The 24,981-nt window shown below is 59.1% G+C and carries 23 protein-coding genes and 1 pseudogene; 18 read left to right on the top strand and 6 right to left on the bottom strand.

The features are described 5' to 3' along the window. Together BN874_RS07760 and efp are read right to left on the bottom strand one after the other, a co-directional pair. The gene (locus tag BN874_RS07760; protein ID WP_051497570.1) at positions 1-1,815 is read right to left on the bottom strand and encodes an oxygen-binding di-iron domain-containing protein; all 1,815 of its coding nucleotides are present in this window, start codon (positions 1,813-1,815) and stop codon (positions 1-3) included. A 133-nt stretch (positions 1,816-1,948) separates the two neighbouring features. Next, entirely contained in the window at positions 1,949-2,518 is a 570-nt protein-coding gene (gene efp, locus BN874_RS07755) for an elongation factor P (protein WP_034431902.1), read from the bottom strand. Between the two features lie 46 nt (positions 2,519-2,564). On the opposite strand from efp, the gene epmB reads away from it, so the two are divergent. The 7 genes from epmB (at position 2,565) to BN874_RS22370 (ending at position 11,167) form a co-directional block, all read left to right on the top strand. Then, complete coding sequence (gene epmB, locus BN874_RS07750; protein WP_034431901.1) at positions 2,565-3,572, top strand: EF-P beta-lysylation protein EpmB; 1,008 nt, start codon at positions 2,565-2,567, stop codon at positions 3,570-3,572. Between the two features lie 60 nt (positions 3,573-3,632). After that, a complete protein-coding gene (locus BN874_RS07745; protein WP_034431900.1) occupies positions 3,633-5,726 on the top strand; it encodes an EAL domain-containing response regulator in 2,094 nt (697 codons plus the stop codon). A 152-nt stretch (positions 5,727-5,878) separates the two neighbouring features. Further along, entirely contained in the window at positions 5,879-7,435 is a 1,557-nt protein-coding gene (locus BN874_RS07740) for a DUF4331 domain-containing protein (RefSeq protein WP_034431899.1), read from the top strand. Between the two features lie 36 nt (positions 7,436-7,471). After that, on the top strand, positions 7,472-8,710 hold the full coding sequence (locus BN874_RS07735) for a tetratricopeptide repeat protein (protein ID WP_051497569.1): 1,239 nt from the start codon (positions 7,472-7,474) through the stop codon (positions 8,708-8,710). After that, a complete protein-coding gene (locus tag BN874_RS07730) occupies positions 8,707-9,936 on the top strand; it encodes a HupE/UreJ family protein (protein WP_081756226.1) in 1,230 nt (409 codons plus the stop codon). The genes BN874_RS07735 and BN874_RS07730 overlap by 4 nt, the downstream gene beginning before the upstream one ends. Before the next feature lie 68 nt (positions 9,937-10,004). Next, entirely contained in the window at positions 10,005-10,616 is a 612-nt protein-coding gene (locus BN874_RS07725; RefSeq protein ID WP_195912133.1) for a sigma-70 family RNA polymerase sigma factor, read from the top strand. Then, positions 10,613-11,167, top strand: a complete 555-nt coding sequence (locus BN874_RS22370) for a cupin domain-containing protein (protein WP_051497567.1) — start codon at positions 10,613-10,615, stop codon at positions 11,165-11,167. Before BN874_RS07725 ends, BN874_RS22370 begins: the two co-directional genes overlap by 4 nt. A gap of 29 nt (positions 11,168-11,196) precedes the next feature. Here BN874_RS22370 and BN874_RS07710 read toward each other — a convergent pair whose 3' ends face one another. Together BN874_RS07710 and BN874_RS07705 are read right to left on the bottom strand one after the other, a co-directional pair. Beyond that, the gene (locus BN874_RS07710) at positions 11,197-11,817 is read right to left on the bottom strand and encodes a HupE/UreJ family protein (RefSeq protein ID WP_154724801.1); all 621 of its coding nucleotides are present in this window, start codon (positions 11,815-11,817) and stop codon (positions 11,197-11,199) included. Between the two features lie 4 nt (positions 11,818-11,821). Then, the gene (locus tag BN874_RS07705) at positions 11,822-12,436 is read right to left on the bottom strand and encodes a HupE/UreJ family protein (RefSeq protein ID WP_051497572.1); all 615 of its coding nucleotides are present in this window, start codon (positions 12,434-12,436) and stop codon (positions 11,822-11,824) included. 153 nt (positions 12,437-12,589) lie between these two features. Between BN874_RS07705 and BN874_RS22365 the strand changes: the two genes are divergently transcribed. The 3 genes from BN874_RS22365 to galE all read left to right on the top strand — a co-directional run bounded on the left by BN874_RS22365 (position 12,590) and on the right by galE (position 15,754). Next, the gene (locus BN874_RS22365) at positions 12,590-13,699 is read left to right on the top strand and encodes a response regulator (protein WP_051497566.1); all 1,110 of its coding nucleotides are present in this window, start codon (positions 12,590-12,592) and stop codon (positions 13,697-13,699) included. Positions 13,700-13,762: 63 nt separating this feature from the next. After that, positions 13,763-14,722, top strand: coding sequence for a coiled-coil domain-containing protein (locus BN874_RS07695; protein WP_034431897.1), 960 nt, complete (start codon positions 13,763-13,765; stop codon positions 14,720-14,722). Between the two features lie 48 nt (positions 14,723-14,770). Then, entirely contained in the window at positions 14,771-15,754 is a 984-nt protein-coding gene (gene galE / locus BN874_RS07690) for a UDP-glucose 4-epimerase GalE (RefSeq protein WP_034431896.1), read from the top strand. Here galE and BN874_RS07685 read toward each other — a convergent pair. Next, positions 15,751-16,155, bottom strand: a complete 405-nt coding sequence (locus BN874_RS07685; RefSeq protein WP_034431895.1) for an acyl-CoA thioesterase — start codon at positions 16,153-16,155, stop codon at positions 15,751-15,753. The genes galE and BN874_RS07685 overlap by 4 nt on opposite strands. A 98-nt stretch (positions 16,156-16,253) precedes the next feature. Between BN874_RS07685 and BN874_RS07680 the strand changes: the two genes are divergently transcribed. The 8 genes from BN874_RS07680 (at position 16,254) to BN874_RS07645 (ending at position 24,152) form a co-directional block, all read left to right on the top strand. Beyond that, the gene (locus BN874_RS07680; protein ID WP_051497564.1) at positions 16,254-16,991 is read left to right on the top strand and encodes a 4'-phosphopantetheinyl transferase family protein; all 738 of its coding nucleotides are present in this window, start codon (positions 16,254-16,256) and stop codon (positions 16,989-16,991) included. Positions 16,992-17,085: 94 nt separating this feature from the next. Continuing rightward, a complete protein-coding gene (locus BN874_RS07675; RefSeq protein WP_230314363.1) occupies positions 17,086-19,110 on the top strand; it encodes a GspE/PulE family protein in 2,025 nt (674 codons plus the stop codon). After that, positions 19,107-19,961, top strand: coding sequence for an HDOD domain-containing protein (locus BN874_RS07670; RefSeq protein WP_034431893.1), 855 nt, complete (start codon positions 19,107-19,109; stop codon positions 19,959-19,961). Before BN874_RS07675 ends, BN874_RS07670 begins: the two co-directional genes overlap by 4 nt. Before the next feature lie 12 nt (positions 19,962-19,973). Further along, complete coding sequence (locus BN874_RS07665) at positions 19,974-21,491, top strand: monovalent cation/H+ antiporter subunit D (RefSeq protein ID WP_034431892.1); 1,518 nt, start codon at positions 19,974-19,976, stop codon at positions 21,489-21,491. Further along, positions 21,488-21,985: a Na+/H+ antiporter subunit E gene (locus BN874_RS07660; RefSeq protein WP_034431891.1), complete on the top strand. Its 498-nt coding sequence runs from the start codon at positions 21,488-21,490 to the stop codon at positions 21,983-21,985. The genes BN874_RS07665 and BN874_RS07660 overlap by 4 nt, the downstream gene beginning before the upstream one ends. Continuing rightward, entirely contained in the window at positions 21,985-22,254 is a 270-nt protein-coding gene (locus BN874_RS07655; protein WP_034431890.1) for a K+/H+ antiporter subunit F, read from the top strand. The genes BN874_RS07660 and BN874_RS07655 overlap by 1 nt, the downstream gene beginning before the upstream one ends. Before the next feature lie 15 nt (positions 22,255-22,269). After that, entirely contained in the window at positions 22,270-22,575 is a 306-nt protein-coding gene (locus BN874_RS07650) for a Na+/H+ antiporter subunit G (protein WP_034431888.1), read from the top strand. A 119-nt stretch (positions 22,576-22,694) separates the two neighbouring features. After that, a complete protein-coding gene (locus BN874_RS07645) occupies positions 22,695-24,152 on the top strand; it encodes a malonyl-CoA decarboxylase (RefSeq protein WP_051497563.1) in 1,458 nt (485 codons plus the stop codon). Positions 24,153-24,289: 137 nt separating this feature from the next. On the opposite strand, the pseudogene BN874_RS07640 reads toward BN874_RS07645, so the two are convergent. Continuing rightward, positions 24,290-24,919 (bottom strand): annotated as a pseudogene (locus BN874_RS07640) (NotI family restriction endonuclease); the annotation flags it as partial. Positions 24,920-24,981: the final 62 nt, after the last annotated feature.

The following is a 24,981-nucleotide window of genomic DNA, read 5'->3' as shown; positions in this document are numbered from 1 at the left end:
TTATCCCGGCATTGCGGGCAACGGCAATGTGCCGGGCGCCAGGCGCACCCGGTTGCGACCGCTATTTTTGGCGTCGTACAACGCCATATCGGCGCGCTGGATCAAATCCAGCAGCGGTTCCTGTGGCTGGCGGACAGCGACACCAATACTCACGGTCACGATCTGATCCGTCATCGGTGCCAGGAAGCGCAACGCCGCGATCCGTACCCGCAGCCGCTCGGCAAACAAAGCGAGGCTGGCCGTTTCATCATCGGCGACAAAGATCGCAAACTCTTCGCCGCCCAGGCGCACTGGAATATCGCTGCCACGGATCGTACCCAGAATTTCTGCCGCCACCCGCTGCAACACTACGTCGCCCTGATTGTGACCGTAGCTATCGTTGATGCGCTTGAAGTGGTCAATATCCAACATTAGCACCGCCACCTGATGGACAGAACTGCGATCCTGAATATCGCACAGCCGTTGCACCGCTTCCCGCATATAGACCCGGGTAAACAAGCCGGTCAGGATGTCGCGGATCGACTGCTCATAAATGCGTTGCCGCTCCAGATCGATCTGACGGTAAATGACTTCCCGCTCCACCGCCACCTGGAGCGGTACACTCATCTGCCCGATAATTTGCCGCAGTTGGTCGGTGGAAACCACCGGTTCGGCCAGATGGATGATAGCCACCGCTTGCGCGGTGCCCTGGTCCGGCGCAAACAGCGGCAGCATCAGGATCGGTGAGTCGCCCGCGTTATTCACCAGCATGAACTCAGTGGCACCGGCTACGTTTAATTCGTGCCATTGCTTGTGGTCCAAATTCAGAATCTGAGCCACTGGCGCGGGTGGCTCCGCTTCGATACCGCTGTAGCGGCTTTCCGGCGTCAGATGCAATACCCGCTGTCCATCCAGTCGAGCGTGAAATTCCAGCGAAGTCGCGGGCAACAGTCGCTGGGTGATTTCCAGCAGACTGTGGGCAATATCGCGGAAATCCCGGTAGATCAGCAGGGTCTGGGTGATGTCGCGCAGAGTCTGGTTAAGCTGGGATAGTCGCTGGATATCGGTGTCGCCGTGGGCGATCAGATACAGCCCGCACTCCAGTGTCTTCAACTGATTGATCATAAAACCCACCAGAGGTTCAGGAATGATCGATCCGTGCTGGGGCGCGATGAGGCGAATGGGATGGCGCTCGATAGCGCGCAAGGCATAGCCGAGAATGTCCCGGCTGGGCATGTAATGCTCATGAAACGGGCGCATGGCCTCAAAATAGCGCTCGTCCTGGGCCACCAGCGAAAATTCCGGGGTCAGCCCGCCGAAGAGGTCGCTGGAAAACAGCACCTGCGAGCGGGGATCGAAGGTGCAGATCGCGCCGGGAAAATGGGCATAGGGGGTGAACACGAACTCCAGGCAACGATCAACCAGTGGCAGCTTCCAGTCGTGTTCCTCCACCAACCAGAACGGTAGCTGCGACAGACCATAATGCTTAATCAGGGTCTGAGTTCGCCAGTGAGTCACCAGCACCGCGTTGTCGCGCCCGACCATTTGGTCAATCAGCGGCAATGCCCCGGTGATGTCCGGATCTGAATGGTGGCAGACGAAATAGCGGATGTGGGAGAACGGAATGATCTCTTCAATCTTGCGCAGGGTATGGCGAAAGGTGAGTTGAGAGCCAGGGTCCAGCAGCACCGACTGATCCCCCTGCTCGATCAGGTAGACGTGGCACTGAAAGGGATCATCGTTCTGACGGTGCCCAACCCACCAGACCCGATCAGCGACCCGGATCGCATGGTCGGTATCGGCATGGGCCAAGTCATCAATCGTGTAGGGTGTCATGCTTGACTCTCGCTGTAGGGCTTGATTCGTAACCGACGCCTGATCATCAGAACGCTTGAACTCCACCAATGCAGCACGGTTACCCCGTTCCTTATCCAAGGCGGCGAAGATTCCAGCCCAGAGGCAGCACTTTTTATTCCTTGACCCGGGAGACGTACTCGCCGGTGCGGGTATCCACCTTAATCACTTCGCCATTCTGAACAAACAGCGGCACCCGGACCACGGCGCCGGTTTCCAGAGTGGCCGGCTTACCGCCGCCGCCGGAGGTATCACCGCGTACTCCAGGATCGGTTTCAACAATGGTCATTACCACGAAATTAGGTGGAGCTACGCTCAGCGGTACACCGTTCCACAGCGTCACCTGGCAGATTGCTTCTTCCTTGAGCCACTTGGCGGAATCGCCCATGGCTGCGGTATCAGCGGTCAATTGTTCGTAGCTCTGCGGATCCATGAAGTGCCAGTATTCGCCGTCGTTGTAGAGATATTGTAGGTCTACATCTACTACATCGGCGCCTTCCACGCTGTCGCCCGATTTGAAGGTGCGCTCGATAACCCGCCCGGTTTTCAGGTTGCGCACCTTGGCCCGGTTAAACGCCTGACCCTTGCCGGGTTTGACGAACTCGTTCTCGACAATGGCGTAGGGATCGCCATCCATCATGATCTTCAGCCCGCTTTTGAATTCGTTGGTACTATAAGTCGCCATGCAAAACCTACCCTTAGCTAGAGAAATTGAGTCAAAAAAAGAAAACATGATAACGGTAAAGCCGATTTTGCGTCAGGTTCCGCGTTGGCAACGGGAATTGGCCCACGCGATCCACGATCCCGCTGAACTGCTGCGGGCATTGGAACTCGACCCCGCGCTGCTGCCGGCAGCACGCACGGCGGCGAAGTCCTTTCCATTGCGGGTGCCGCTCGGCTTTGTGGCGCGAATGCGTAAGGGCGACCCGGATGATCCTTTGCTACGGCAAGTGTTGCCGCTGGCAGCGGAATTCGAACCGGTTCCCGGCTTTGTGTCCGATCCGGTCGGTGACCAGGCGATGCAAGCGGCGCCGGGGGTGTTGCATAAATATCAGGGTCGCGCCCTGTTGATCGTCACCGGCGTCTGTGCGGTGCATTGCCGCTATTGCTTCCGCCGCGAATTTCCTTACGCCGAGGTTTGCGCTGATGCCGATTCATGGCAGCCGGCGTTGGCCTATCTAGCCAGTGATACCAGTATCCGCGAGGTGATTTTGAGCGGCGGTGATCCGCTGGCGCTCTCCGACCGGCGCCTGGGTGTACTGCTGGCGGCACTGGATCGGATTCCCCACCTGAAGCGCTTGCGTATTCACAGTCGGCTGCCGGTGGTGCTGCCCGAGCGGGTGGATGAGGTCCTGCTGAAGCTGCTGGCCCAAATCCGGTTGCAGTCCGTATTGGTGATCCACGCCAATCACCCACGGGAGATGGATGAGGCGGTGCAGGCGGCGTTGATGCAGTTGGCAACGGCGGGTGTGACTTTGCTGAATCAATCGGTGTTGCTGCGCGGAGTCAATGATACAGCGGCGACACTGGCTGAACTGAGTGAGGCACTGTTCGCTGCCCGGGTCATGCCCTATTACCTGTATTTGCTCGACCGGGTGCGTGGATCGGCTCATTTCGAGGTGAAGGATGCCAAAGCATCGGCTATTATGAAAAAGCTACGTCAGCAGCTTCCAGGCTATCTGGTACCCCGACTGGTACGAGAACAGCCGGGACAACCGGCCAAGACTCCGGTGTGGTAGCGTCACTGGCAACACCTTATTTTCTCGCCGGTTCCCGGCCATCCGCAGAGGTTGGAGTGCGTGTCTGAGCTTTCCGTTATCAATCTGCTTATTGTGGATCGCTCTCGATCCGATATTGACCATATCGCGAAAACCCTACGCGGTGATGGCTATGAGATCGAACTGATCGATACCGATCAGGCTGAAGCAGCCCGCAGCGCTATTGATTACCAACCGCTGGATCTGATTCTGCTACGGCTGGCTGATGATTTACCCACCATCGCCGAATTGCGACTGATGGTAGCCGAGACCAAGCAGGATATTCCGATTATCGTGGTGGTAGACGATGACTACCGTCAACAGCACAAACCCGCCCGCTTGCTGGAGGAAGGAGCCGACAACTACTTCCATCTGGACGATGCCGATCATCTCATGGCGGTGGTTCGCAAGGAGTTGCGCCACTTACAGGCGCGCAAGCGCGAACAATCGTTTGAAACCCGGTTCAAGGAAAGCGAGACCCGCACCCAGGCGCTGTTGGAACACATCCAGGAAGCGCTCGCCTACATTCATGAAGGTGTCCACATCTACGCTAATCCGGCCTATCTCCGCTTGTTCGGTTACGAGAGCAAGGAAGATCTGGCGAATATCCAACTGGTTCATATGGTGCCGCCGGGCTATCGTGATGCGCTGAAGAGCGTGTTGCGCCGCAGCATCCGCTCTGGTAAACTGGTCGAACCGGTCGAACTGTCCGGGGTACGCAGCAACGGCCAAACCTTCCCGATCCTGCTCGAATGCGCACCGACCCGGATGAACGATGAACCCTGCACCCAGATCATCGTTCGGGATGTCACTCCGGAAAAAAGCGCCTATAACCAGCAGCTCGAAGACATGCTCAAATTCGACGATCTCACCGGGCTGTACACCCGGCGGTTTTTCGTCGAAACCCTGGAACTCAATCACGATGGCACCGTGCTCTATCTCCTGCTTACCGATTACGCCGCCATCCGTTATGCCTTGGGATTCGAGGCCATTGATCGGTTCATGCTGGAAGCCGCCGGCCTGATCAAGGGGATGCTGGCGCCCGAAGATCTAGCCGGCACCTTTGCCAGCGGGGTGGTCGCGGTTTTCGTGCCCGCCAACTCCGCGTCCGACCCTTTCGTCCTGGCCGAACGCATCCGTCTGGCGGTCGCTGAATACAGTTTCAAAATCAATGGCAAGCTGTTTACGACGACCTGTTGCATCGGCCTGTGCAAGATGCATGACAGCCACGATAGCGCTATCCAGATTCTGGCGCACGCCGACCGTGCCTGTGAGGCTGCCCGTCAGAAAGGCGGCAACCAGGTCGAGACCTACGACCCTCCCCGGGAAGAGGCACGGTCGGGCAGGGCCGCTATCAGCGAGCAGGATGAAGCCAGTATTCGGCTGATTCGAAACGCCCTGACCAAGGGGCGGCTGAGCCTGTTTTACCAGCCGATTGTGAGTTTTGAGAACGCTGAGGAAGCGCGCTATAAGGTTTACCTGCAACTCCTGGATGAAGCGGATCAGCCGCAGCCGATGGATAAGCTGGGCGCGGTGGCGGTGCGCTATGGTCTGATGGGCGCTCTGGATAAATGGACGGTGATTCGGACGCTGACGGCGCTTATGGAAATTCAGCAAGCCACTGCCAATTCTCCGACTTTGTTCGTGCGGCTTTCGCAGAATTCACTGACGGATAAAGATTTTTTGGACTGGTTTATCAAGCGGGTCAAGGAAAGCCGGCTGGCGGGAGACCGCTTGGTGCTTGAGGTCAAAGAGGATAACGCGGACGAATGTTTCGAGGAGACCCGGTACTTTCGTGCGTGTCTGCGCGATCTCGGATGTGGGCTGGCCCTGTCGCACTTCGGTGGCAAAACCCATTCGGATCGTTTATTGAAGGAACTGCTGCCGGACTACATCAAGCTGGATGGCAGTCTGATTGAGCGACTGGCCAAGGCCAAGGATGAGAACAGTCGCCGATCCATGGCCTTGCTGACGCAACAGGCGCAGCAACTGAAAACCCGGGTGGTGGCCGCCGGAGTATCCACTGCGCCACAGATGGCGAGTATCTGGCAGTTCGGCGTGACTCTGGTCCAGGGCAATATGGTCGCTGAAGCTGGACCTAAACTGGATTTCGACTTTAAGCAATACGCCGGCTGAAAACATCGCCGACAGAAACCTAATATATTTTATAAATCGTCCTCTGCATCCAAATACTGCGTACCGGCGCATAGGCAAGTAGGCGCGGCCTTGACCGCGACCCGTTGCGAGCATCCGTGCTCCCACCCACCCGCTTGCAGAGGAAAATTGCCATGCCCCGCGCGTTTACCCGCACTTGCCTGAGTCTGGCTCTGACCTTGGCGGTCGCTACCGCCAGCCACGCCGCCAACCACCGCGAAGCGCCGCTTACTGCGCTCGATACCAAGGCCGATATCACCGATTTCTTCGCTTTCGTCAGCTACGACAATCCTGGAAAAGTCACCCTGATTCTGGATGTTGATCCGTTTCTGGAACCGAGCAATGGCCCCAATTATTTCCCCTTTGACCCGGAAATTCTCTACACCCTCCGGGTAGACCATGATCACGATGGTGTCGAAGACCTTCGCTTCGAGTTCCGCTTCAATACTGAAATTCGTGCGCCAGGGGTATTCACTGGCTTCGTAGGCGCTGGAGCTGGGCTGTCGGCACCGAACAACTCGCCGGCGCCGGTGAAACCAGGTACCCCGCTGATTCCGCCCGCGATCACTGCGCTGGACGGTCCTGGCTCCGAAGGGCTAAGCCTGCGCCAGCGCTATTCCGTCACACTGGTGCGCGGCGGCCAACGCACCGAACTGGCTCATGATCTGATCGCCGTGCCTACCAACGTCGGTCCACGCACCATGCCCGACTATGCCCGCCTGGCCGATCAGGGCGTCTATGACCTCGGCGGCGGCGTTCGCGTGTTCGCGGGCACGGTAGATGATCCGTTCTGGCTCGATCTGGGCGCGACCTTCGACTCGCTGAATTTCCGGGTGCTGCCTAACGGCACCGGTATCGCTGGAGTGTTGTCGCCAGCACAGGATGCCGACGACAGCCGCAACTTCGACTCCGATGATTTCGCCGGTTTTAACGTCAACGCCATCGCTATCGAAGTGCCGATCACGCTGCTGACCCGCGACGGCAAGCTGCACGGTGCTAACGAACCGCTGGCTACCATCGGCACTTGGGGTACGACATCGCGGCCCACGATAAAATTGTACGCCACCACACCGGGCGGCCAGCCGCTGTTGTCCGACCGGTTCGTACAAATTCAGCGTATGGGCAACCCGCTGATCAACGAGGTCCTCATCGGTACCGGCGATAAGGACAAATTCAGCATGAGCCAGCCCAAGGATGATGCCCAGTTCGCCAGTTATCTCCTGGATCCGTTGCTGCCACGGGCACTGAACGCAATCTACACCGATGCGCTGCCGATTCCGCCCGCGCCGCGCAAGGATTTGCTGCCGTTGGTCACCTATGCTGCGCCCATCGCTGCGAAGGACACCCCGGCGGGTCCAGTGGCCGATTTGTTGCGCCTGAACACCGGAGTGCCTGCCACCCCCGCCGCACAACGCAAACGGATGGGGTTGCTGGCCGGAGATACGGCGGGTTTTCCCAATGGCAGAAGGCTGTCGGATGATGTGAGCGACATCGCACTGCGGGTGGTGGCCGGGGTGCTGACAGGCGATCCGAAATTTTCCGGCTTCCCGCACAACAGCCTCGGCGATGGCGTCAACACCAACGATGTCCCTTACCGGGAGAGCTTCCCCTATCTCGGTCTGGCGCATTCCGGTCACTCCAGCCGCCACGTCGATCCAGGCGAGCCGGGCTGCACCGGAACCTGCCCCTGAGCGGGACTCTTGGCGAACCGTCGTGCGAGATCGATCATGAATCCGTTTCTTGCTCCCTCGCCATTATCGGTGGGAGTCAGCGGTGCAGCCGGGCGGCGGTGCTTCCGCTTGCTGCTCGGCATTCTGCTGAGCATCGCTGGCCCGGTGCTGGCGACGCCATTGACTCCCACCGACCCGAATCAGGTATTGGAACGACTGCCGCTGGCGGCGACCGATCCGGTGGTTCGGGAACTGCAAGGGTTGCGTCGCCAACTGGTCGCCCAGCCTGACGATCTGGATCTGGCGCTTCAAGTCGCCCGCCGCAACATCGAAATCGGGCGTTCCGAAGCCGATCCTCGCTACTACGGCTACGCTCAGGCGGCGCTGGCGCCTTGGTGGGAACAAATGCCGCCGCCGCCCGAAGTGCTGTTGTTGCGGGCCGTGCTGCGTCAGAACCGCCATGATTTCGCGGGCGCCTTGACTGATCTGCAACAGGTATTAGTGGTGCGCCCGCGCCACGCCCAAGCCTGGCTCACTCAGGCGGTGATTCAACAGGTGCAGGGCGAACCGGCGGCGGCGCTGCGCAGTTGTCTGGCGCTGCGACGACTGGCCCGTTCACTGCTGTCCAACGCCTGCCTGAGTGGAGCGCTCGGTCGTGGCGGGCAGATTGAATTCGCCTACGCCAGTTTGCAGCGGGCGCTGGAGACGCCGGCAGAGGCCGATGCCGAAGAGCGGCTGTATGCCCTGACGGTGCTGGCGGAACTGGCGGAGCAGCGCGGTGATGTGTCCGCCGCCGAACAGCATTTCCGGGCTGCATTGAACTTGGGCCGGCGCAGCGTTTACCTGCTGGGCGCGTATGCCGATTTCCTGCTCGATCAGAACCATCCGGCTGCGGTCCGCGACCTGCTCCGGGACGAACAGCGCGCCGACAACCTGTTGCTGCGGCTGGCGCTGGCGGAACGGCGGCTGGCCGATCCGGCCTGGCAGCGCCATGCCGAAGTGCTGGAAGCACGGTTTGCCGCCGCCCGCCAGCGTGGCGATGGTGTTCATATCGCCAGCGAGGCCCGGCTACGGCTGGATTTGCGCCAGCAGCCGCAGGAGGCGTTGGTGTTGGCGCAGCGCAATTGGGCGCAGCAGCAGCGCGAACCGCAGGATGCCCGGCTGCTGCTGGAAGCGGCACTGGCTGCCGGCCAGCCAGCGGCGGCGCGCGAGGTGCTGGACTGGATCAGTCGCGTCAAGCTGGAAGATCAACGACTGGTTGATTTAAGCCAACGCTTGCGGGAGACCCAATCATGAGCCGCTGGTGGGTTACTTTGACGCTGTTGTTGACCCTGATGGTGCTGCTGATGGGACTGACCCCGGCAGCGTTCGCTCACAAACCCAGTGACAGCTATCTGAGTCTGACGCCGCGTGACAATGGCTGGGACGTGCGTTGGGATCTTGCGTTGCGCGATCTGGAATATGCGCTGGGGCTGGACAGTGATGGCGACGGCGCGATCACCTGGGGCGAGTTGCGGGCGCACGAAACCGCCGTGATCAACTACGCATTGGAACATCTGACCGTGCGTGCTGGTGACGCAACTTGCACCGCCCAACCTGGTGCCATGCAGTTTGTCAACCACAGCGACGGCGCTTACGCAGTGCTGAATTTCGCGCTGGATTGTCCGGTTGCCGGTGCGCAACTACTCGATTATCGGCTCTTTTTCAGCCTCGATCCCTCGCACCGGGGACTGCTGCGGGTGAATGCGCCGGCTGGGGTAGAAACCGTCGTATTGTCGCCGGAGCAACCGCAACATCTACTCAACGCCGCGCCGACCAGCGGCTGGCAGCAACTGCTCAGCTATTGGCGGGAAGGGGTGTGGCATATCTGGATTGGCTTCGACCACCTGCTGTTTTTGCTGGCCCTGCTGCTACCGACCGTGTTGTGGTGGGAGCGCGGTCATTGGCGGCCGACAGCGGCGTTGCGACCGGTACTGCTGGAAACCGTCGGCATCGTAACTGCCTTCACCCTCGCCCATGCGCTGACCTTGACTTTGGCGGTGCTGGGTCTGGTGAATCTGCCCAGCCGGGTAGTGGAGTCGGTGATTGCGCTCACCATCGTACTGGCGGCGCTTAACAACCTGTTCCCGATGGTGACGGTGCGGCGCTGGTCGCTGGCGTTCGTCCTGGGACTGATTCACGGCTTCGGCTTCGCCGGCGTGTTGCGCGGTTTGGGCTTGCCGCCGGACGCGCTGGCCCTGGCGCTGACCGGATTCAATCTCGGAGTGGAGACCGGGCAACTGGCCGTCGTCGCGATTCTGCTGCCGCTGGCCTTTCTGCTCCGGCGCACCTGGTTCTACCGGGGTTTGGCGCTACCGGTGGGTTCGGCCATTGTTGCCCTGTTCGCCCTGATCTGGTGTCTGGAACGCAGTTTGAATATCAATCTGCTGACCACGGTCGCCAGCCGCGCCGCGCCGACGGCAATACCGGTGACCGTGGCTTATCCTCCCGCTCCTTCATTATCTCGATTCAACATGGGCTGAGGTGCAGGGGCCAGACCATGAGTGGGTGTAAAGTGCTGCTGTTTCCATCGGTCGGGGCTCATTGCCGCATGCTAGAATCCCGCCGGTTTACGACCGGGGAGACGCAGCGCACCATGGATTTAGCCCAACAGGTATTTCAACCCGATTCCCCGGCGGAGCTGCTGGCGGCGACCGCTCGTGGCGACCGTCAGGCATTCGCTGAACTGTACCAGCTCACCCATCGCCGGCTGTACGCCATTGCCTTGGCGCTGTTGCGCCAGCCGGATGCAGCGGAAGATGTGGTGCAGGAAGCCTATCTGGCAATCTGGCGTACCGCCGGCCAATACCAGGCCGGACGCGCTCCGGCCCTGGTCTGGCTGATGGCGATTGTTCGCCACCGGGCGATTGAGGCGTTACGCCAGCGGCGGCGGCGGGTGCTGGAAGTTTGCGCCGATCCACTGGCTGAGGAGGCGCTGCAAATCCCCGATCCCCAGCCCGCGCCATCGGTGGATCATCTGGCTCACGCTATTCAGGAGTGTTTGCAGCGCCTGTCCGCCGATCAGTCCCAAGCCATCGCACTGGCTTTCTTCCACGGTCTCAGCCATGAAGAACTGGCGGCGCGGTTAAAAACTCCGCTCGGCACGGTCAAAAGCTGGGTACGGCGGGGTTTGTCGCAACTCAAGGGGTGCCTGGAATCATGAACCGGAACCAAGCTGAAAGTCTGGCGGGCGATTATGTACTCGGTACATTAAGCGGGTCGGAACTGACCGAGTTCGAGGCGGCCTTGGCTGGGAATCCGGGGTTACGCCAGCAGGTCGCAGCCTGGGAACAGCGGCTGACCCCGTTGGCGGTAACGCTGTCGGAAGCAACGCCGCGCCCGGCGTTGTGGGAGGCCATCGAAGCGGCACTGGATGCGGCGGGACCACCCGCCACCGTCACGGTGCGCGCGCAGGAAGGCGAATGGCGAACGCTGGCGCCGGGGGTAGCAGTCAAATTGCTGCTGGTGGATCAGGACGCCGGTTTTCAGTCCTTTCTGCTGCGGTTGGCGCCCGGTTGCCAGCTTCCGGCTCATGATCATGGCGCGCTGGAGGAATGCCTGCTGCTGGAGGGCGACATGCTCATCGGCGACCGTTATTACACGGTGGGCGACTATCATGCGGCGCTGCCCGGTTCGCAGCACGCCCCTCTTTCCACCCGTAACGGTGGGCTGGTGTTTCTCCGCAGCGAACTGCGCCCGGAATTGATGGCCTGAGCGCCGGCATTGCCGCCGGCCAGACCTCGTTATTGGCCGCGAACCATCATGCCGAACACTAAAATGCCGACAGCGGCGATCCAACTGCCGGCTACGCGCACCGCAATGGGTAGCCAGGCCGGTTGCAGACGCAACAGATACGCAGTGCCAGCCATGCTGTAACCCAACACCAGCAGCGCGGCAGTGACCAGACCCACAATAAAGACCGCCGGTGACAGATTGGGCGTGATCGCCGCGCCGTTGGCATAACCATGGCTCATCCCGAACAGTAACGCCAGCGCGTACAGCAGCACTGCCGGCGCTCGCCACGCGGCGGCGACCAGGCCACCGAACAGCGCCGCCGACCCGATATTCAGCAACGATACCCACTCCAGCGCCGGATGCAGCAGCGCCAGGCTCGCACCCAATGCCATCGCCGCCGGAAAAACCAGCAATAGTCCTTGTCCCTGGTTTAATCCCTGTTGACCTGCCAGCAGACCCAACGCCACCATCGGTAGTACATGCTCCGGGGCGGTCAGCGGATGGAGCAGGCCGGCGTAAAACGCGCCGGCCTGGGCGCTGGCGACATGGGCATGGGCCACATTGGCGCTCAACGTCAGCCCCAGCGCCATGCCGATGCGAGGGTAAAGCGTTGGCGAATCCAAACGCACGTTCTTATGCCCCCGCCAGATAGGGGACGAGGAAGTACAGGCCGCAGGCGGCAATCGCCGCCCCGCCGGTGCGCAGCGAGCGCATGCCCCAGGGCCAGCGGTTGATCAGGCCGATGATGATCCCGGTCACATGCAAGGATCCGGTGGCGATGACAAAGCCCATGGCGAAGGCCAGCGCGTTGGCTGATTCAGGCAACTCCGCCCCCCCGTGGGCATAGCCGTGGAAAATGGCAAACAGCCCGACCAGCATCCCCGCTGCCCACAGTGGCGGGCGTACCGCCAGCGTCACCATCAGCCCCAGCGTAATAGCGGACACGGCGATGCCGATTTCCACTCCCGGCAGATTCACGCCCAACACGCCGAGTAGCCCGCCAAACGCCATTACCAACGGGAAGGTCACCGGCAGCACCCAAATCGCCGGCGATCCCAACTGCGCGCCCCACAAGCCGACCGCGACCATCGCCACCACATGATCCAAGCCAAGAATGGGATGCTCGAGGCCAGTGACAAAACCACCGGCAATATCGCCTTGCCCCACATGGGCCAGCGCCAATGCGGGCACCAGCAGACCGGCAAGGGTGGCAAGGCTCTGCCATCGGTTGGGAATAGGGATATTCATGATCATGCTGTCCTCTGGGTGAAAGTGTTCTATCCCTATGCGAACCCGGAGCGCGATGGGATGCAGCTTCAGCGAGATAATTATTCACTGTGCGTTGATCCGTTCTTTCCTTGGGGTAATCCTGCTAATCTTTGCGGAAAGTGAGGAGGATTTATGCCCGTCCGACATGTTCTTGTGGTGGATGATTCCAAATCTGCCCGATTGATGTTGCGCAAAATGTTGCAGGGATTCGGTCTGACCGTTGATACGGTGGAATCCGCCGAGGAAGCGCTGAATTACCTGCGCAGTCAGCGGCCAGACGCAATTTTCATGGATCACACCATGCCGGGTATGGATGGTCTAACCGCAGTGCGCCGCATTCACGCCGATCCGGATACCGCTGCTATTCCCGTAGCGATGTACACCTCCAAGGAGGAACCCGCCTATCGTAGCGAGGCCTACGCGGCGGGCGCGATGGATGTGCTGACCAAGCCGGCAGTGCCGGATGTGCTGGGCGCGATGCTCGAACGAATGAGTGCGATGCTCGATGTGCCGCCAGCGGCCGAGACTCCGGAAACAGTTGGCGAACCGACGCTGGTCAGCGGGTCGGTGACCGCTGCCTGGGTTGAGAAGCTTGCCCTCGAGAAAGCCGAAATGGTGTTCTATGAGGCTATCGAATCGCAGGTGCTGCCGTTGATCAACGATGTGATTGCCAAACTGCGCCGCGAGATTGAGAGCGGCCAGGAAGGAGTAGCGATCCGGGTTTGCGAAGCGCGGCTGGCAGCATGGCAACCGCCGCTGGAAGCGGGATCGACGCCATCAGCGGCGGCTGTTTTTCAGGCTCAGTTGCAGCCACTGCTTGAAGATCGGCTGAAAACTTTCCAGCACGAGAGACAGGCAGCTATCGAAAAACAGGTTCGTGAGGTCGCCGCCGAAATTTGCCAGAGCCAATTGCATGAGTTGTCCGAACGGCTGGTGCGGCAACTAAGCCTGCGGTTTACTGAGACTACCCATAAAGTGGTGGCAATGGCCCGGGAAGCCGCCCGGGAAGCGGCGCTGCGGGCCAGTGCGGAAGCAGAGGTTCTCAACGCCGGGACCGAGGAGAAGGGCAGCGCCAGTGTTGTCGGGGCCGAGCAAAGCATCGCGACGGTCGCCGAACAGGCTGCCCAGCGGGTGTGGGTGGAAGCGCAAGGTGATTTGCGACGGCGTATTTACTGGGCGGCTGGCGGGGCAGCGATAGCCGGAATCGGCGCGGCTGTACTGGCGTATGAGTTGCTGCGGTAGGGTACGGCGGCCAGTGATAGACGGAACCGGGATGAGCGGAAAATGAGCGAGCGGACTTGAGTCATGACGGAAATCCTATATCTGGTGATCGGGGCAATCGTGGGCGGCATGGTGATCTTGCTGTTGCCCTATCAAGGCTTGCGGCGCGCCCGGGCGCGGGTCTATGCAGAACTGGTGGATTTGCAATCGAAGAACAACGAATTGCAGAGCACCATGATCGAACAGCAGTCCACCGCCTATCAGGCCCGCCAGGCATTGCTGGTGCAGCAGAAGCGGCTTGAGGGCGATCTGAATCAGGCGCGTGAACGACATGCCGAGCTGGAACGCCAGCGCGATGATTCGAACGCCCAGATCGAGCAGCAGAAACAGGCTCATCTTCGCGAAATCACGCAGTTGCGCGGCACCATCACCCGGATGGAACAGGAACAGATTGCCCTGCAAGACCGTTTTGCCCAAGAGAGTACGCAGTGGGATCGGGAACGGCAGAGTCTGCTGCTGCACATCGCGCAGGTGGATGACCAGTTGCGGATTCTGCGGCAGGACAAGTCGGCGCAGGATACCCGGCAGGAACAGCAGAGCGAAGGTTGGGAGCGCGAGCGGCTGGCGTTGCAAATCCAGATGAATACGCTGGAGGACAATCTGACGTTACTGAAAGCCCGTGCCGGGCAGACTACACTGTCGCCGGATAGTGCGCTGCTGGTTGAACAACTCAGAGCCGAGGCGACTGCGGACTTGAACCGGCAGCGCGTGGGCTGGGAAGAGGAACGGCAGGCGTTGCAGGAGCAGTTGGAGCGGTTGCAAGCTGAGCGGCGGTCGCTGCGGGAACAGGTAGCGTCGGCAGGGGAGGAGCAGGGAACACAGGATTGGCGCCGGTTATTGGAACAGGAGCGGCAGGAGCGCCACGCGCTGGCGGAAAAGCTGGAGGCGCGTGGTCGGCAGTCGGAGCGGGAGCGCGCCGCGCTGGAGGCTGAAATCGAACAATTGATGGAGCGCCTGCTGCGGATGCACCGTGAGCGTCAATAATACGCACTGATCATTGTTCCGGTTCCAGGAGTCATGAGGAAAATTGCCATGCATGTGCTTGTGGTCGGTGGAGCGGGTTATATTGGCTCCCACATGGTCAAGCGGTTGTGCCAGCGCGGTTTCGAGGTGACGGTGCTGGACAATTTGTCCGCCGGCTACCGGGACGCGGTCACCGGTGGGCGATTCGTACTCGGCGACTTGGGTGAACTGGAGGTGCTGGAAGATTTATTCACCACTTGCCGCTTCGATGGGGTCATGCATTTCGCTTCCCATATTCAGGTCGGCGAATCGGTGCGGGAACCGGCCAAGTATTACCGTAACAACGTGTTCAAGACCCAGCACCTGCTGGATGCAATGGTGGCGCATCGAGTGCGCTGCTTCATTTTTTCATCTACCGCAGCGATTTTTGGCGAGCCAGTTCACGTCCCGATGGATGAGGCGCATCCCAAAAATCCCATCAATCCTTATGGTCGTGGCAAGTGGATGGTCGAGCAGATGCTGCAAGACTACGAGGTGGCCTATGACCTGAAAGCGGTCTGTCTGCGCTATTTCAACGCAGCCGGCGCCGATCCTGAGGGTGAACTGGGCGAACGCCACCAACCGGAGACACACCTGATTCCACTGGTATTGCGGGCCGCCACTGGTCGCTTGCCGCAGGTGACGGTGTTCGGAACCGATTACGATACCCCCGATGGCACCTGTATCCGCGATTACATTCACGTCAGCGATTTGTGCGAGGCGCATTTGCTGGCGCTGCAACACCTGTGGGATGGCGGCGATAGCGCGGCGTATAACCTCGGTAATGGCAATGGTTTCTCGGTGCGCGAGGTGATAGAAACCGCCCACACCATCACCGGCCGCGATATTCCGGTGCGCTATGGTGAGCGGCGAGCGGGTGATCCGGCGCGGCTGGTGGCTGACTCGCGGCGGGCGCGAGCCGAACTGGGATGGGAGCCACGTTATACGGATCTGGCAACGATCATCGCCCACGCCTGGCGCTGGGAAACGGGCCATGGTGAGGGCGGCCGCTAGTTGGCCAGCCGTTCCAGCACGGCGCGTAACTCGCCTTCCAGCAGGGTGGCCCGCTCAGTGCGGGTATCCACCATCACGAAGGCGACATCCGCATCGGCGACTACGGTATCGGTATCCTTGAGACTGATGAGTTGGTGCATCACACAACTGCGAACACCGATGGATTTGACCGAAGTTTCGATGCGCAATACTTCGCCCATGTAAGCGGCGCGACGGTAGTTGATGTTGATGTTGACCACGGCAAAGGCATAGCCGCTTTCATCCAGAAAGTCGAGATTTCCCTTGTTTTCCAGAAAGCTCCAGCGGGCTTCCTCCAGAAATTCCAGATAGCGGGCGTTATTGACATGACGAAACAAATCGAGGTGGTAGCCCCGCACTTTGATTTCAATGGTATGGCTCATGGGAACGCTCCGTGATATGGACAGCGAGTGGCGACCGCGCCCTGATAAGCAGGGGCGGATCGGGTAGCGGTAGTGTAGGGGACAACCCAGGGCTGTGCATGGACGTTTCGGTTGCTTGGCCCATTGCCAGGCCCGCGCCGCCACTGGCCGCTGACGAGGTACAGGTTTGGCTGGCGGATTTGCGGCAACCCGCAGAGCGGCTGGCAGAACTGGCGACAACGCTGACAACGGATGAGCAACAGCGAGCGGCGCGGTTCCGTTTTCCCGAACAGCGGGATCGCTTCAGCGTCGGGCGTGGGTTGTTGCGGGAGTTGCTGGGGGTGTATCTGGATCGGCCAGCGGCAGCGCTGCGATTCGAGCAGGGTGCGCACGGCAAGCCGGAATTGACCGGTGTAGATGCAGCGGCTGGGTTGCATTTTAATCTGTCGCACAGCGGTGAGCGAGCGCTGTACGCGGTGGCCCGCTGCGAGCTGGGGGTAGATTTGGAATGCAGGGATCGAAGCGTGAGCCATGCGGCGGTCGCTGAGCGAGTTTGTACTCCGTGCGAGTGGGCGGCGTTTCAGGTATTGCCCGCAGAACAGGTGCATGAAGCATTTTTCACCTGCTGGACTCGCAAAGAAGCGCTTGCTAAGGCGCTGGGCGGTGGTTTGGCGAGCGGTTTGCGCACTTTGGAAGTCTGCTTTCCAGCAGTTGGAGCTTTAGACGGTCGAGTGACGTTGCGTGATGGATTGGAGCGGGAGTGGAGTGTGTTGAATTTGTTGCTGGATCCGGGGTGGAGTGGGGCACTGGCGGCGGCTGGCGCAGGTTGGCTGTGGCGCGGCTGGCGCTGGGGCTGATCGACGACGGGCGATGTAACCGGCTGTTTGGGGAGCAGCAGTAAACTAACGAATCGGGCATACTTTAGGTGATTACTGGAGTGTGATACTTGCCATGTCAGTGCTAACACCCTCTCCCCCGCCCCCCGATCCGTCCACCGCAATTCCGTCGCCTGAGGATTTCACCCTCGTGCGCCAGGACCTCGGCGAGGCTGGATCATTGCCCACCGTTCGCCGCGATCTCCGGTCAGCCAAGACGCTTAATCCCAGCGATACAGGGATGGAAATCGCCAAGTTCCTGTTGGAGGATGGGATACTGACTGATGAGCAACTGGCCTATGCCGTTCGTATCCGGGACAAGCTGTCCACCGAAAAGCCCCTGCTGAGCATTCTTCACGAAATCGGTTACGTCAACCTGGATCAGCAGCGTACCACGCTGCGCAAGCACCGGATTTCGGTGCGGATTGGCGCATTACTGGTGGAACTGGGTCATCTGCGAGAACAGGATTTGCGGGCGGCGCTGGCCTTGCAGAAGGAGTCCGGCAGCGGCAAAAAGCTGGGCGACATTCTGCTGGAAAATCATTTTATCGAGGAAAACCGGCTGATCGAGGTGCTGGCCGACCAACTGGGCTTTCCTCAGATCACGCCAGACCTCGGCGACGTGGATCGGAAGCTGCTCGATAAGGCCAACGCGAACTGGTATTTGCAACGGCATTTTCTGCCCATCCGCAGCGAAGAAGGCCGGATTCTGGTGGCGTTTGCCGACCCTTTTGATCAGCTCGCCCGTCAGGATGCGGCCCGCCTATTCGGACCGGAACTGGTGCCCCTGATTGCCAGCAAGAGTGCTATCCGTGAAACCCTCGAATCCTACAAACGCCAAAGCCAGAATGTCGGAGGACCGCTCATCCAGACCAACGAGATCGCTCGGGTCGTCGAATTGGTGGATGAGTTAATCCTGGACGCGATCAATGCCAAGGCCAGTGACATTCACGTCGAGCCGATGAAGGAGCATTTGCGTATCCGTTTCCGCTGCGACGGCGTGTTGGGTATCTATAAAAAGTTCGACAAGAAGCTGGCGCCCTCCATGGTGAACCGCCTCAAGATTCTGGGTAAGGCCGATATCGCCGAGCGGCGACGCCACCAGGACGGCCATATCACTTTCGAGGATCCCAAGACCGGACGCGAGATCGATATCCGGGTTTCGGTCTATGTCACCATCTATGGTGAAAAAGTGGTGTTGCGGCTGTTGCGCAAGGCCCAGTTGGTGCCGCTCGATCAGATCGGCATGTTTCCTCGCACTCTGAGCCGCTTCTACGAGGATGCGCTCGATTTACCGAGCGGTATCGTCATGATCACCGGTCCAACCGGCACCGGCAAAACCACTACTCTCTACAGTTGCGTCAATTACCTCAACAGCATTGATCGTTGCATCGTCACTGTTGAGGATCCAGTGGAATATGTGATCGAAGGCATCGCGCAATGTTCGCTGAACCCGAAGATTGATGTCACTTTTGAAACGACGCTCCCCTACATCATGCGGCAAGATCCGGATGTGATCGTATTGGGCGAAATCCGCGACCGGTTCTCGGCCGACGCCGCTATTCAAGCGGCCCTGACCGGGCATAAGGTGCTCACCACTTTTCATACCGAGGATACGATTGGCGGTTTGTTGCGGCTGATGAATATGGATATTGAAACCTTTATGATTTCTTCTACCGTGGTCTCGGTGCTGGCGCAACGGCTGCTGCGCCGGGTTTGCTCGAGTTGCGCCGAATCCTATCAGCCCAATTCCACCGAATTGCAGCGACTGGGCTACAAACGCCAGGAACTGGAAGGCACCCAGTTCAAACAGGGACGCGGTTGCGCCGAGTGCCGCCATACCGGTTATAAAGGCCGCGTCGGTGTCTTTGAGCTGCTGATCCTGAACGTGATGGTCAAGGACGCCATGTTGCAAAAATGCACCTCGCACGAAATCCGCCGAATCAGCCTGGAGACCTCCGGTATGGTGACTCTGCTGGAGGATGGTTTGCTCAAGGCGGCGCTTGGTGAAACCACGCTGGCCGAAGTGTTCCGGTATTTGCCTCGTCTCGACAAACCCCGACCGCTGGCCGAACTCAAACGTCTGGTGGGGATCACATGACTGCGCCTCAGCAATCCATCCATGATCTCATCGCCGGGTTTATTACCACCCGCGAAATCAAATTACCGGTCTTTAATCCAGTAGCGCTGCGCCTTCAGCAAGCCTTGGCCCGCAATGACATCAAAATCACCGATATCGAGCGGATGATAGTCGAGGATCAGGCGTTGACCAGCCAGATCTTGCGGGTCGCCAATGCAGCCTTCTACCAGGGCTTGCAGCCGATCACTACGATCCGCAAGGCGATTATTCGCTTGGGTAATGAGCAGGTCGCGAATTTGGCAATGGTTGCTGCCCAGCAGCAGATGTATCAAAAAAGTAGTGGAGCCTTCCAGTCGTATCAGGAAAAGCTGTGGCGACACGCCTTCGCCTCGGCCATGGGCAGTAAATGGCTGGCTGAGCGTTGTGGCTTCCGTACCATAGCGGAAAATGCCTTTCTGGCCGGACTGCTGCACAACATTGGTCAACTGGCGCTCCTGAAAATCATTGCGGATTTGTATGCCACCGGCTTTATTCCCGCTAACCTTCCGCCAACCTTGATTACCGAAATTCTGGATAGCGCCATGCATACCGAGCAGGGCTATCTGCTGGCCAAGAAGTGGAACCTGCCGGAGGAGTACTGCGCGGTGGTGCAAGAGCATCATAAGGAACCCTGCGATCCCAACAACACCTTGTTGCTCTTCGTTCGACTGGTGGATTTGACCTGTGAAAAAATCGGTATCGGTCTGCATGATGATCCCCAGATTGCCTTAGCGGCTACGTCAGAAGCGCAGGCACTGGGGCTGGGAGAAGTGACGCTCGCTGAGCTGGAAATTCTGCTCGAAGACAGTGTCGTCATGGCTGACCAGATCTGAGGGAGGATCGGAATGGACCAGCGCCTGATCCTGCCTATCCTGCTGCCGTTCATCGCCGGTATCGTGCTGTTGTTGACGAACGGTATGGCTCGCCAGCGCCGCCTGAGCATCACTGCTGTTGCCGCTTTACTTCCGCTGGCTGCTGCGCTGCTGGCGATGACCGGCGACGGCTATCACGCCTACGTCTTGGGCAACTGGCCGGCACCCTTTGGCATCGTGCTGGTGCTGGATCGCCTGAGCGCGCTGATGTTGGGGCTAACTGCGCTGGTCGCACTCCCGGCGTTGCTGTACGCCGTTGCCGCTGGCACTGATGCCCAAGGCCGCTATTTTCATCCGCTGTTCCAGTTTCAACTGATGGGCCTGAACGGCGCCTTTCTGACCGGCGATCTGTTCAACCTGTTCGTGTTTTTTGAAATCCTGCTGATCGCGTCTTATAGTCTGTTGCTGCACGGCGGCGGGCGGGAACGGATTCGCGCCGGTCTGCACTATGTAATCCTGAATCTGGTCGGATCGGCGCTGTTTCTGATCGCGATTGGCACCCTGTACGGGATGACCGGCGCGCTGAATCTGGCTGATCTCGCGGTCCGGATTGCGGCGGCTCCAGCGGCGGATGCCGGACTGTTGCGCACCGGCGCCCTGCTGTTACTGGTGGTGTTCGGGCTGAAAGCGGCGATGTTGCCCCTCTATTTCTGGCTGCCCGCCGCTTACACCTGCACCAGCGCTCCGGTCGCGGCCCTGTTCGCACTGCTGACCAAGGTGGGGGTCTATTCGATCATCCGCGTGTTCAGCCTGGCGTTTGGGCCAACTGCGGGAGTCGCCGCCAATGTCGCTATGCCCTGGTTGCTCCCGCTGGCGCTGGCGACCTTGCTCGCCGGTGGCTTCGGGGTTCTTGCCAGCTGGGATTCGCGCCGACTGATCGCCTACAGCGTGATCGTTTCCATCGGCACCCTGCTGGCGGGGATCGGTTTGGGCAGTACCTCCGGTCTGAGCGCCGCGCTGGTGTATTTGGTTCACACCACGTTGATCACCGCTGGAATGTTTCTATTGGCCGATCTCATCGCCATGCAGCGCGGCCATAGCGATAGCCGCCCGTCGTCGCCTGTCGCCCAACCGCTGATTCTTGGCACCCTGTTTTTCGTCGGTGCGGTGGCGATGGCCGGAATGCCGCCACTGAGCGGTTTTCTCGGCAAGGTGCTGCTGTTGCGCGCCGCCGAAGAGACAGTCGCCCTGCCGTGGATTTGGAGTGTGGTGCTGGGATCCAGTTTGCTCATCATGGTCGCCTGGGGTCGGATGGGGAGCAGCCTGTTCTGGAACACGCTGGATACACCAGTGACCGGCATTCCTGTCCACGCTCGACTCTTGTTGCCCGCCGTCGCACTGTTGGCAGCGGGTCCGCTGCTGATGGTGTTGGCTCGACCGCTCACCCATTTCGCGGCTGAGACTGCCCAGCAGATTTTTGCACCGGCGGCGTACATCGAAACCGTGTTGGCCAATCGCTCGCTGGTGCCCGCTACCGGAACGTCCCCATGACTCTGATCAGCGCTTGCTTACCCCGACCAATGCTTAGCGCTACCCTGCTCGCGATTTGGTTGCTGCTGCAAAATAGCCTCGCTCTCAGCCAAATCCTGCTCGGCAGTATTCTGGCGGTCGCGATCACGAAGCTGGTGATGCGAATCTGGCCGGAGCCGGTTCGTCTGCGTCGCCCCGGATTATTGCTGCGTTATCTCGGTCGCTTGCTCTGGGACATGGTGATCGCCAACCTGGAGGTAGCCCGACTGATTCTGACCCGGCCAATATCTACCTTGCAGCCGCGCTTCATCGAGCTACCGCTGGCGTTGCAGGACGAATTTGCCATCGCGGTATTGGCGGCAACCATTACCCTGACGCCGGGTACGATTGCGGTAGATGTCACGCTGGATCGCCGCCACTTATGGATTCATTGCCTGGATATCACCGACGAAACCGCGTTGATCGCCACGCTGAAAAATCGTTACGAAGTTCTGCTCAAGGAGATGTTCGCCTGATGCTGAAGGTTGCTCTCGTGCTGGCGTTTGTCTTGCTGGGCGCGGCGCTGCTGCTCACCGGCTGGCGACTGCTGATAGGTCCCACCGTGCCAGATCGCATGGTTGCTTTCGATACCCTTTACATCAACATCGTCGCGCTGCTGGTGGCGCTGGGGATTTACTTTGACAGTACGCTGTACTTCGAGGCGGCGCTGTTCATTGCTCTGCTCGGTTTCATTGGTACGGTGGCGCTGTGCCGCTTTTTCTCGCACGGTCGGTTGTTTCAATAGGAAAGGAGCTGCGCCATGTTCAGTGCCATCGTCGAAGTTGTCGTCGCTCTGCTGATCGTCACCGGTGCGGCCTTCGTTTTGATCGGCGCCATCGGGCTGGTGCGCCTGCCGGATTTCTTCACCCGCCTGCACGCTCCCACCAAAGCCAGCACTCTTGGCGCTGGCTGTTTCGTGCTGGCGTCCCTGCTGCATTTCAGCAGCCGTCAGGCCGGTTTGAGTCTGCACGAAGTACTCATCGCCGTCTTTCTGTTCCTTACTGCCCCGATCAGCGCCCAATTGCTTGCTAAAACCCGGTTGCCCGATCAGGCGAACGATGCCTGAAAACCTACTTTACCCCAGACAACCTTCTATACTTCAAACGAAAAAGTGACGGGATTTTTTAGGTATCCATCGTTCTGCTCGCCCGACGCGATTCCCCTGCTTCCATAGGTAACCCGGCCATGACTGACCTTATCATCCACGAGTCCGAAATTACCCGCGCCAGTCTGATCAACCGCACCATGCAGAATCTGCGGGAGGCTTGGCGTGATGTCGCTGACTGGCGGGATGGTTTTCTTTCTACCGCTCCTGGTCCTAATCTGCCCGAAAAAGAGGTGGAGGCGCTCAAGGCCCAGATGCGCGATTGTCTGGAAGGGCGAGGCGGCGAAGTTTCGGCCCGCGCCCGCGCCGCCAATCTGGGGCGGATTTACCTGTCGCTGAACGCCAAGGGTCGCAAGCGGTTTCTGAAACTGCTCGCCACCGAGTTCGATATTGATCGCAAGGCAGTCGAGCAGGCAACGGTGAACTATCAGCAAGCGGGCGATGATGCCGAGGAACGGGCTAAAGCCGAGCGGGCGCTGCGACATGCTTTGAAACCGCCCCGGCTGCGGTTATTGACTCAACTCAACGCACTGCCCGAGGGTTTTCATTTCCTGGTCGACCTGCGGGCGGAATTGTTGGGCTGGCGCAAGGACGATCCGATTCTGGCGGCGCTGGAGCGGGATTTGCTGTCACTGCTGATTTCCTGGTTCGATGTCGGCTTTCTGGAGCTGCGGCGCATCACCTGGGATTCGCCCGCTTCATTGCTGGAAAAGATGATCGCCTACGAAGCGGTGCATCCGATTCGGAGTTGGGACGATCTCAAAAATCGGTTGAGTCCTGACCGGCGTTGCTTTGCCTTTTTCCATCCCCGCATGGCCAATGAACCGCTGATCCTGGTGCAAGTGGCGCTGGTGAATGGCATCGCCGACAACGTCCAGACCTTGCTGGATGAATCCGCGCCGGTGGTCGCTACTGAAAGCGCCGATACCGCCATTTTTTACTCGATCTCCAACGCCCATGAAGGGCTGAGCGGTATTAACTTCGGTAATTTTTTGATCAAACGGGTGGTGGACGAGCTGATCAGCGAATTCAAAAACCTCAAGACTTTCGCTACCTTGTCGCCGATTCCTGGTTTCCGCAACTGGTTGGATAACACCCTGAAAGCGGCTGACCCGGACGCCGAGGCGGAACTGCTGACCCTGGCCGAGCGCAAGGCACTGGCCACTGCTGTGGGTACTGGCAATGAACCTGTTGCGCTGAAAACCCTGCTGCAAGCGCCGGACTGGCACCAGAAGCCGGAATTGGCCAAGGCATTGAAACATCCGCTGCAACGGTTATGTGCCCGCTATCTGGTCAAGGAAAAGCGTGACGGTGGCACTGCGTATGATCGGGTCGCCAATTTTCATCTCTCCAATGGATCGCGGATCGAGCGGATCAACTGGCTAGCCGACACTTCGCCCAAGGGTTTGAGCCAATCGGCGGGGCTGATGGTGAACTATCTTTATAAACTCAACGATATTGAAACCAATCACGAGTCCTATCGCGGTGAGGGCAAGGTGATGACTTCATCGGTGATTCGGGCTTTGCTGAAGGGTTGAATTAAGTTGGGTGATCTTATACCTCTGAAATTCGTGGACTGGGTTCTCTACAGCGTCCATGGTTGAAATAACCGGTCTGTGCAGCTTTTCACGCAGGCCAGTTAAGCGTAGGGTTATGCTTTGGATTGTTTGACGCACTAAACGGGAATAAAAAGAGTAGAGGCAGAAATTTTCGCTTGAAGAGCTTGAATTATCTGTTCCAACTCAATCCGAGCTTCCGCCTGAAGCCCAAGGCAAAGACCAATTCCGTCGGCATCGGTACTTAAGCGTGACTGCATCGTGAGCTTGTATGACCTGTCGGCCTGCACGTTCATTCTATATGCGTGCAAATGCATTGAGTTACCAATGCTCGCAGGATTGTGAAGATGGTCGAACTTGAATTCGCGACTCATGTAATTCAGCAACTTGTCTTGAACCACCAATACCAATTTCTTGTTTACGTACTCAAAAGTGTGAATCTTGTGATGCATCTGAACCAAAATTGTCTTTGCTGTCATCTTCCAGTTCATGCCGAAGGATTTGTCCGAGTCTTCACCGTCGTCGCCGCGAGGAACGTTCAACTTCTTCAGTAACCTCTGACGTTCAGGCCATACAGTACCAGTGGTATCGAGTGTCTGAAGCTCAATGCCCACAAAGTCTTTTATTTTGCCGTCCTTCGCTGAAACGAGGAAGTAGTCGACACTACCACCGGGAATGGAAACCTCGGAAACTATATGCAGCTCATTTCCGGGTTCATGCATGGTCAATAGGTGGAAACAATCTGTGAATGTAACTACCTACCCTCAAACGCCAGCCGAAGGGTATCGAACGGATTGATGCCGTTCAGTTT

The sequence above is a fragment of the Candidatus Contendobacter odensis Run_B_J11 genome, from assembly GCF_000531125.1.
In the GTDB taxonomy this organism is placed as follows: Bacteria; Pseudomonadota; Gammaproteobacteria; order Competibacterales; family Competibacteraceae; genus Contendibacter; species Contendibacter odensensis.
Note: the sequence above shows the minus strand (reverse complement) of the source record. Positions and strands in the feature narration are given on the sequence as shown.

What these genes read in the sequence shown, in the direction of transcription:
- BN874_RS07695 (WP_034431897.1), top strand. Translation starts at nt 13,763, where the DNA reads ATGACGGAAATCCTATATCTGGTGATCGGGGCAATCGTGGGCGGCATG.
- galE (WP_034431896.1), top strand. Translation starts at nt 14,771, where the DNA reads ATGCATGTGCTTGTGGTCGGTGGAGCGGGTTATATTGGCTCCCACATG.
- BN874_RS07760 (WP_051497570.1), bottom strand. Translation starts at nt 1,815, where the DNA reads ATGACACCCTACACGATTGATGACTTGGCCCATGCCGATACCGACCAT.
- epmB (WP_034431901.1), top strand. Translation starts at nt 2,565, where the DNA reads ATGATAACGGTAAAGCCGATTTTGCGTCAGGTTCCGCGTTGGCAACGG.
- BN874_RS07675 (WP_230314363.1), top strand. Translation starts at nt 17,086, where the DNA reads ATGTCAGTGCTAACACCCTCTCCCCCGCCCCCCGATCCGTCCACCGCA.
- BN874_RS07740 (WP_034431899.1), top strand. Translation starts at nt 5,879, where the DNA reads ATGCCCCGCGCGTTTACCCGCACTTGCCTGAGTCTGGCTCTGACCTTG.
- BN874_RS07735 (WP_051497569.1), top strand. Translation starts at nt 7,472, where the DNA reads ATGAATCCGTTTCTTGCTCCCTCGCCATTATCGGTGGGAGTCAGCGGT.
- BN874_RS07705 (WP_051497572.1), bottom strand. Translation starts at nt 12,436, where the DNA reads ATGAATATCCCTATTCCCAACCGATGGCAGAGCCTTGCCACCCTTGCC.
- BN874_RS07670 (WP_034431893.1), top strand. Translation starts at nt 19,107, where the DNA reads ATGACTGCGCCTCAGCAATCCATCCATGATCTCATCGCCGGGTTTATT.
- BN874_RS07645 (WP_051497563.1), top strand. Translation starts at nt 22,695, where the DNA reads ATGACTGACCTTATCATCCACGAGTCCGAAATTACCCGCGCCAGTCTG.
- BN874_RS07655 (WP_034431890.1), top strand. Translation starts at nt 21,985, where the DNA reads ATGCTGAAGGTTGCTCTCGTGCTGGCGTTTGTCTTGCTGGGCGCGGCG.
- BN874_RS07685 (WP_034431895.1), bottom strand. Translation starts at nt 16,155, where the DNA reads ATGAGCCATACCATTGAAATCAAAGTGCGGGGCTACCACCTCGATTTG.
- BN874_RS07665 (WP_034431892.1), top strand. Translation starts at nt 19,974, where the DNA reads ATGGACCAGCGCCTGATCCTGCCTATCCTGCTGCCGTTCATCGCCGGT.
- efp (WP_034431902.1), bottom strand. Translation starts at nt 2,518, where the DNA reads ATGGCGACTTATAGTACCAACGAATTCAAAAGCGGGCTGAAGATCATG.
- BN874_RS22365 (WP_051497566.1), top strand. Translation starts at nt 12,590, where the DNA reads ATGCCCGTCCGACATGTTCTTGTGGTGGATGATTCCAAATCTGCCCGA.
- BN874_RS07650 (WP_034431888.1), top strand. Translation starts at nt 22,270, where the DNA reads ATGTTCAGTGCCATCGTCGAAGTTGTCGTCGCTCTGCTGATCGTCACC.
- BN874_RS07660 (WP_034431891.1), top strand. Translation starts at nt 21,488, where the DNA reads ATGACTCTGATCAGCGCTTGCTTACCCCGACCAATGCTTAGCGCTACC.
- BN874_RS22370 (WP_051497567.1), top strand. Translation starts at nt 10,613, where the DNA reads ATGAACCGGAACCAAGCTGAAAGTCTGGCGGGCGATTATGTACTCGGT.
- BN874_RS07730 (WP_081756226.1), top strand. Translation starts at nt 8,707, where the DNA reads ATGAGCCGCTGGTGGGTTACTTTGACGCTGTTGTTGACCCTGATGGTG.
- BN874_RS07725 (WP_195912133.1), top strand. Translation starts at nt 10,005, where the DNA reads ATGCTAGAATCCCGCCGGTTTACGACCGGGGAGACGCAGCGCACCATG.
- BN874_RS07680 (WP_051497564.1), top strand. Translation starts at nt 16,254, where the DNA reads ATGGACGTTTCGGTTGCTTGGCCCATTGCCAGGCCCGCGCCGCCACTG.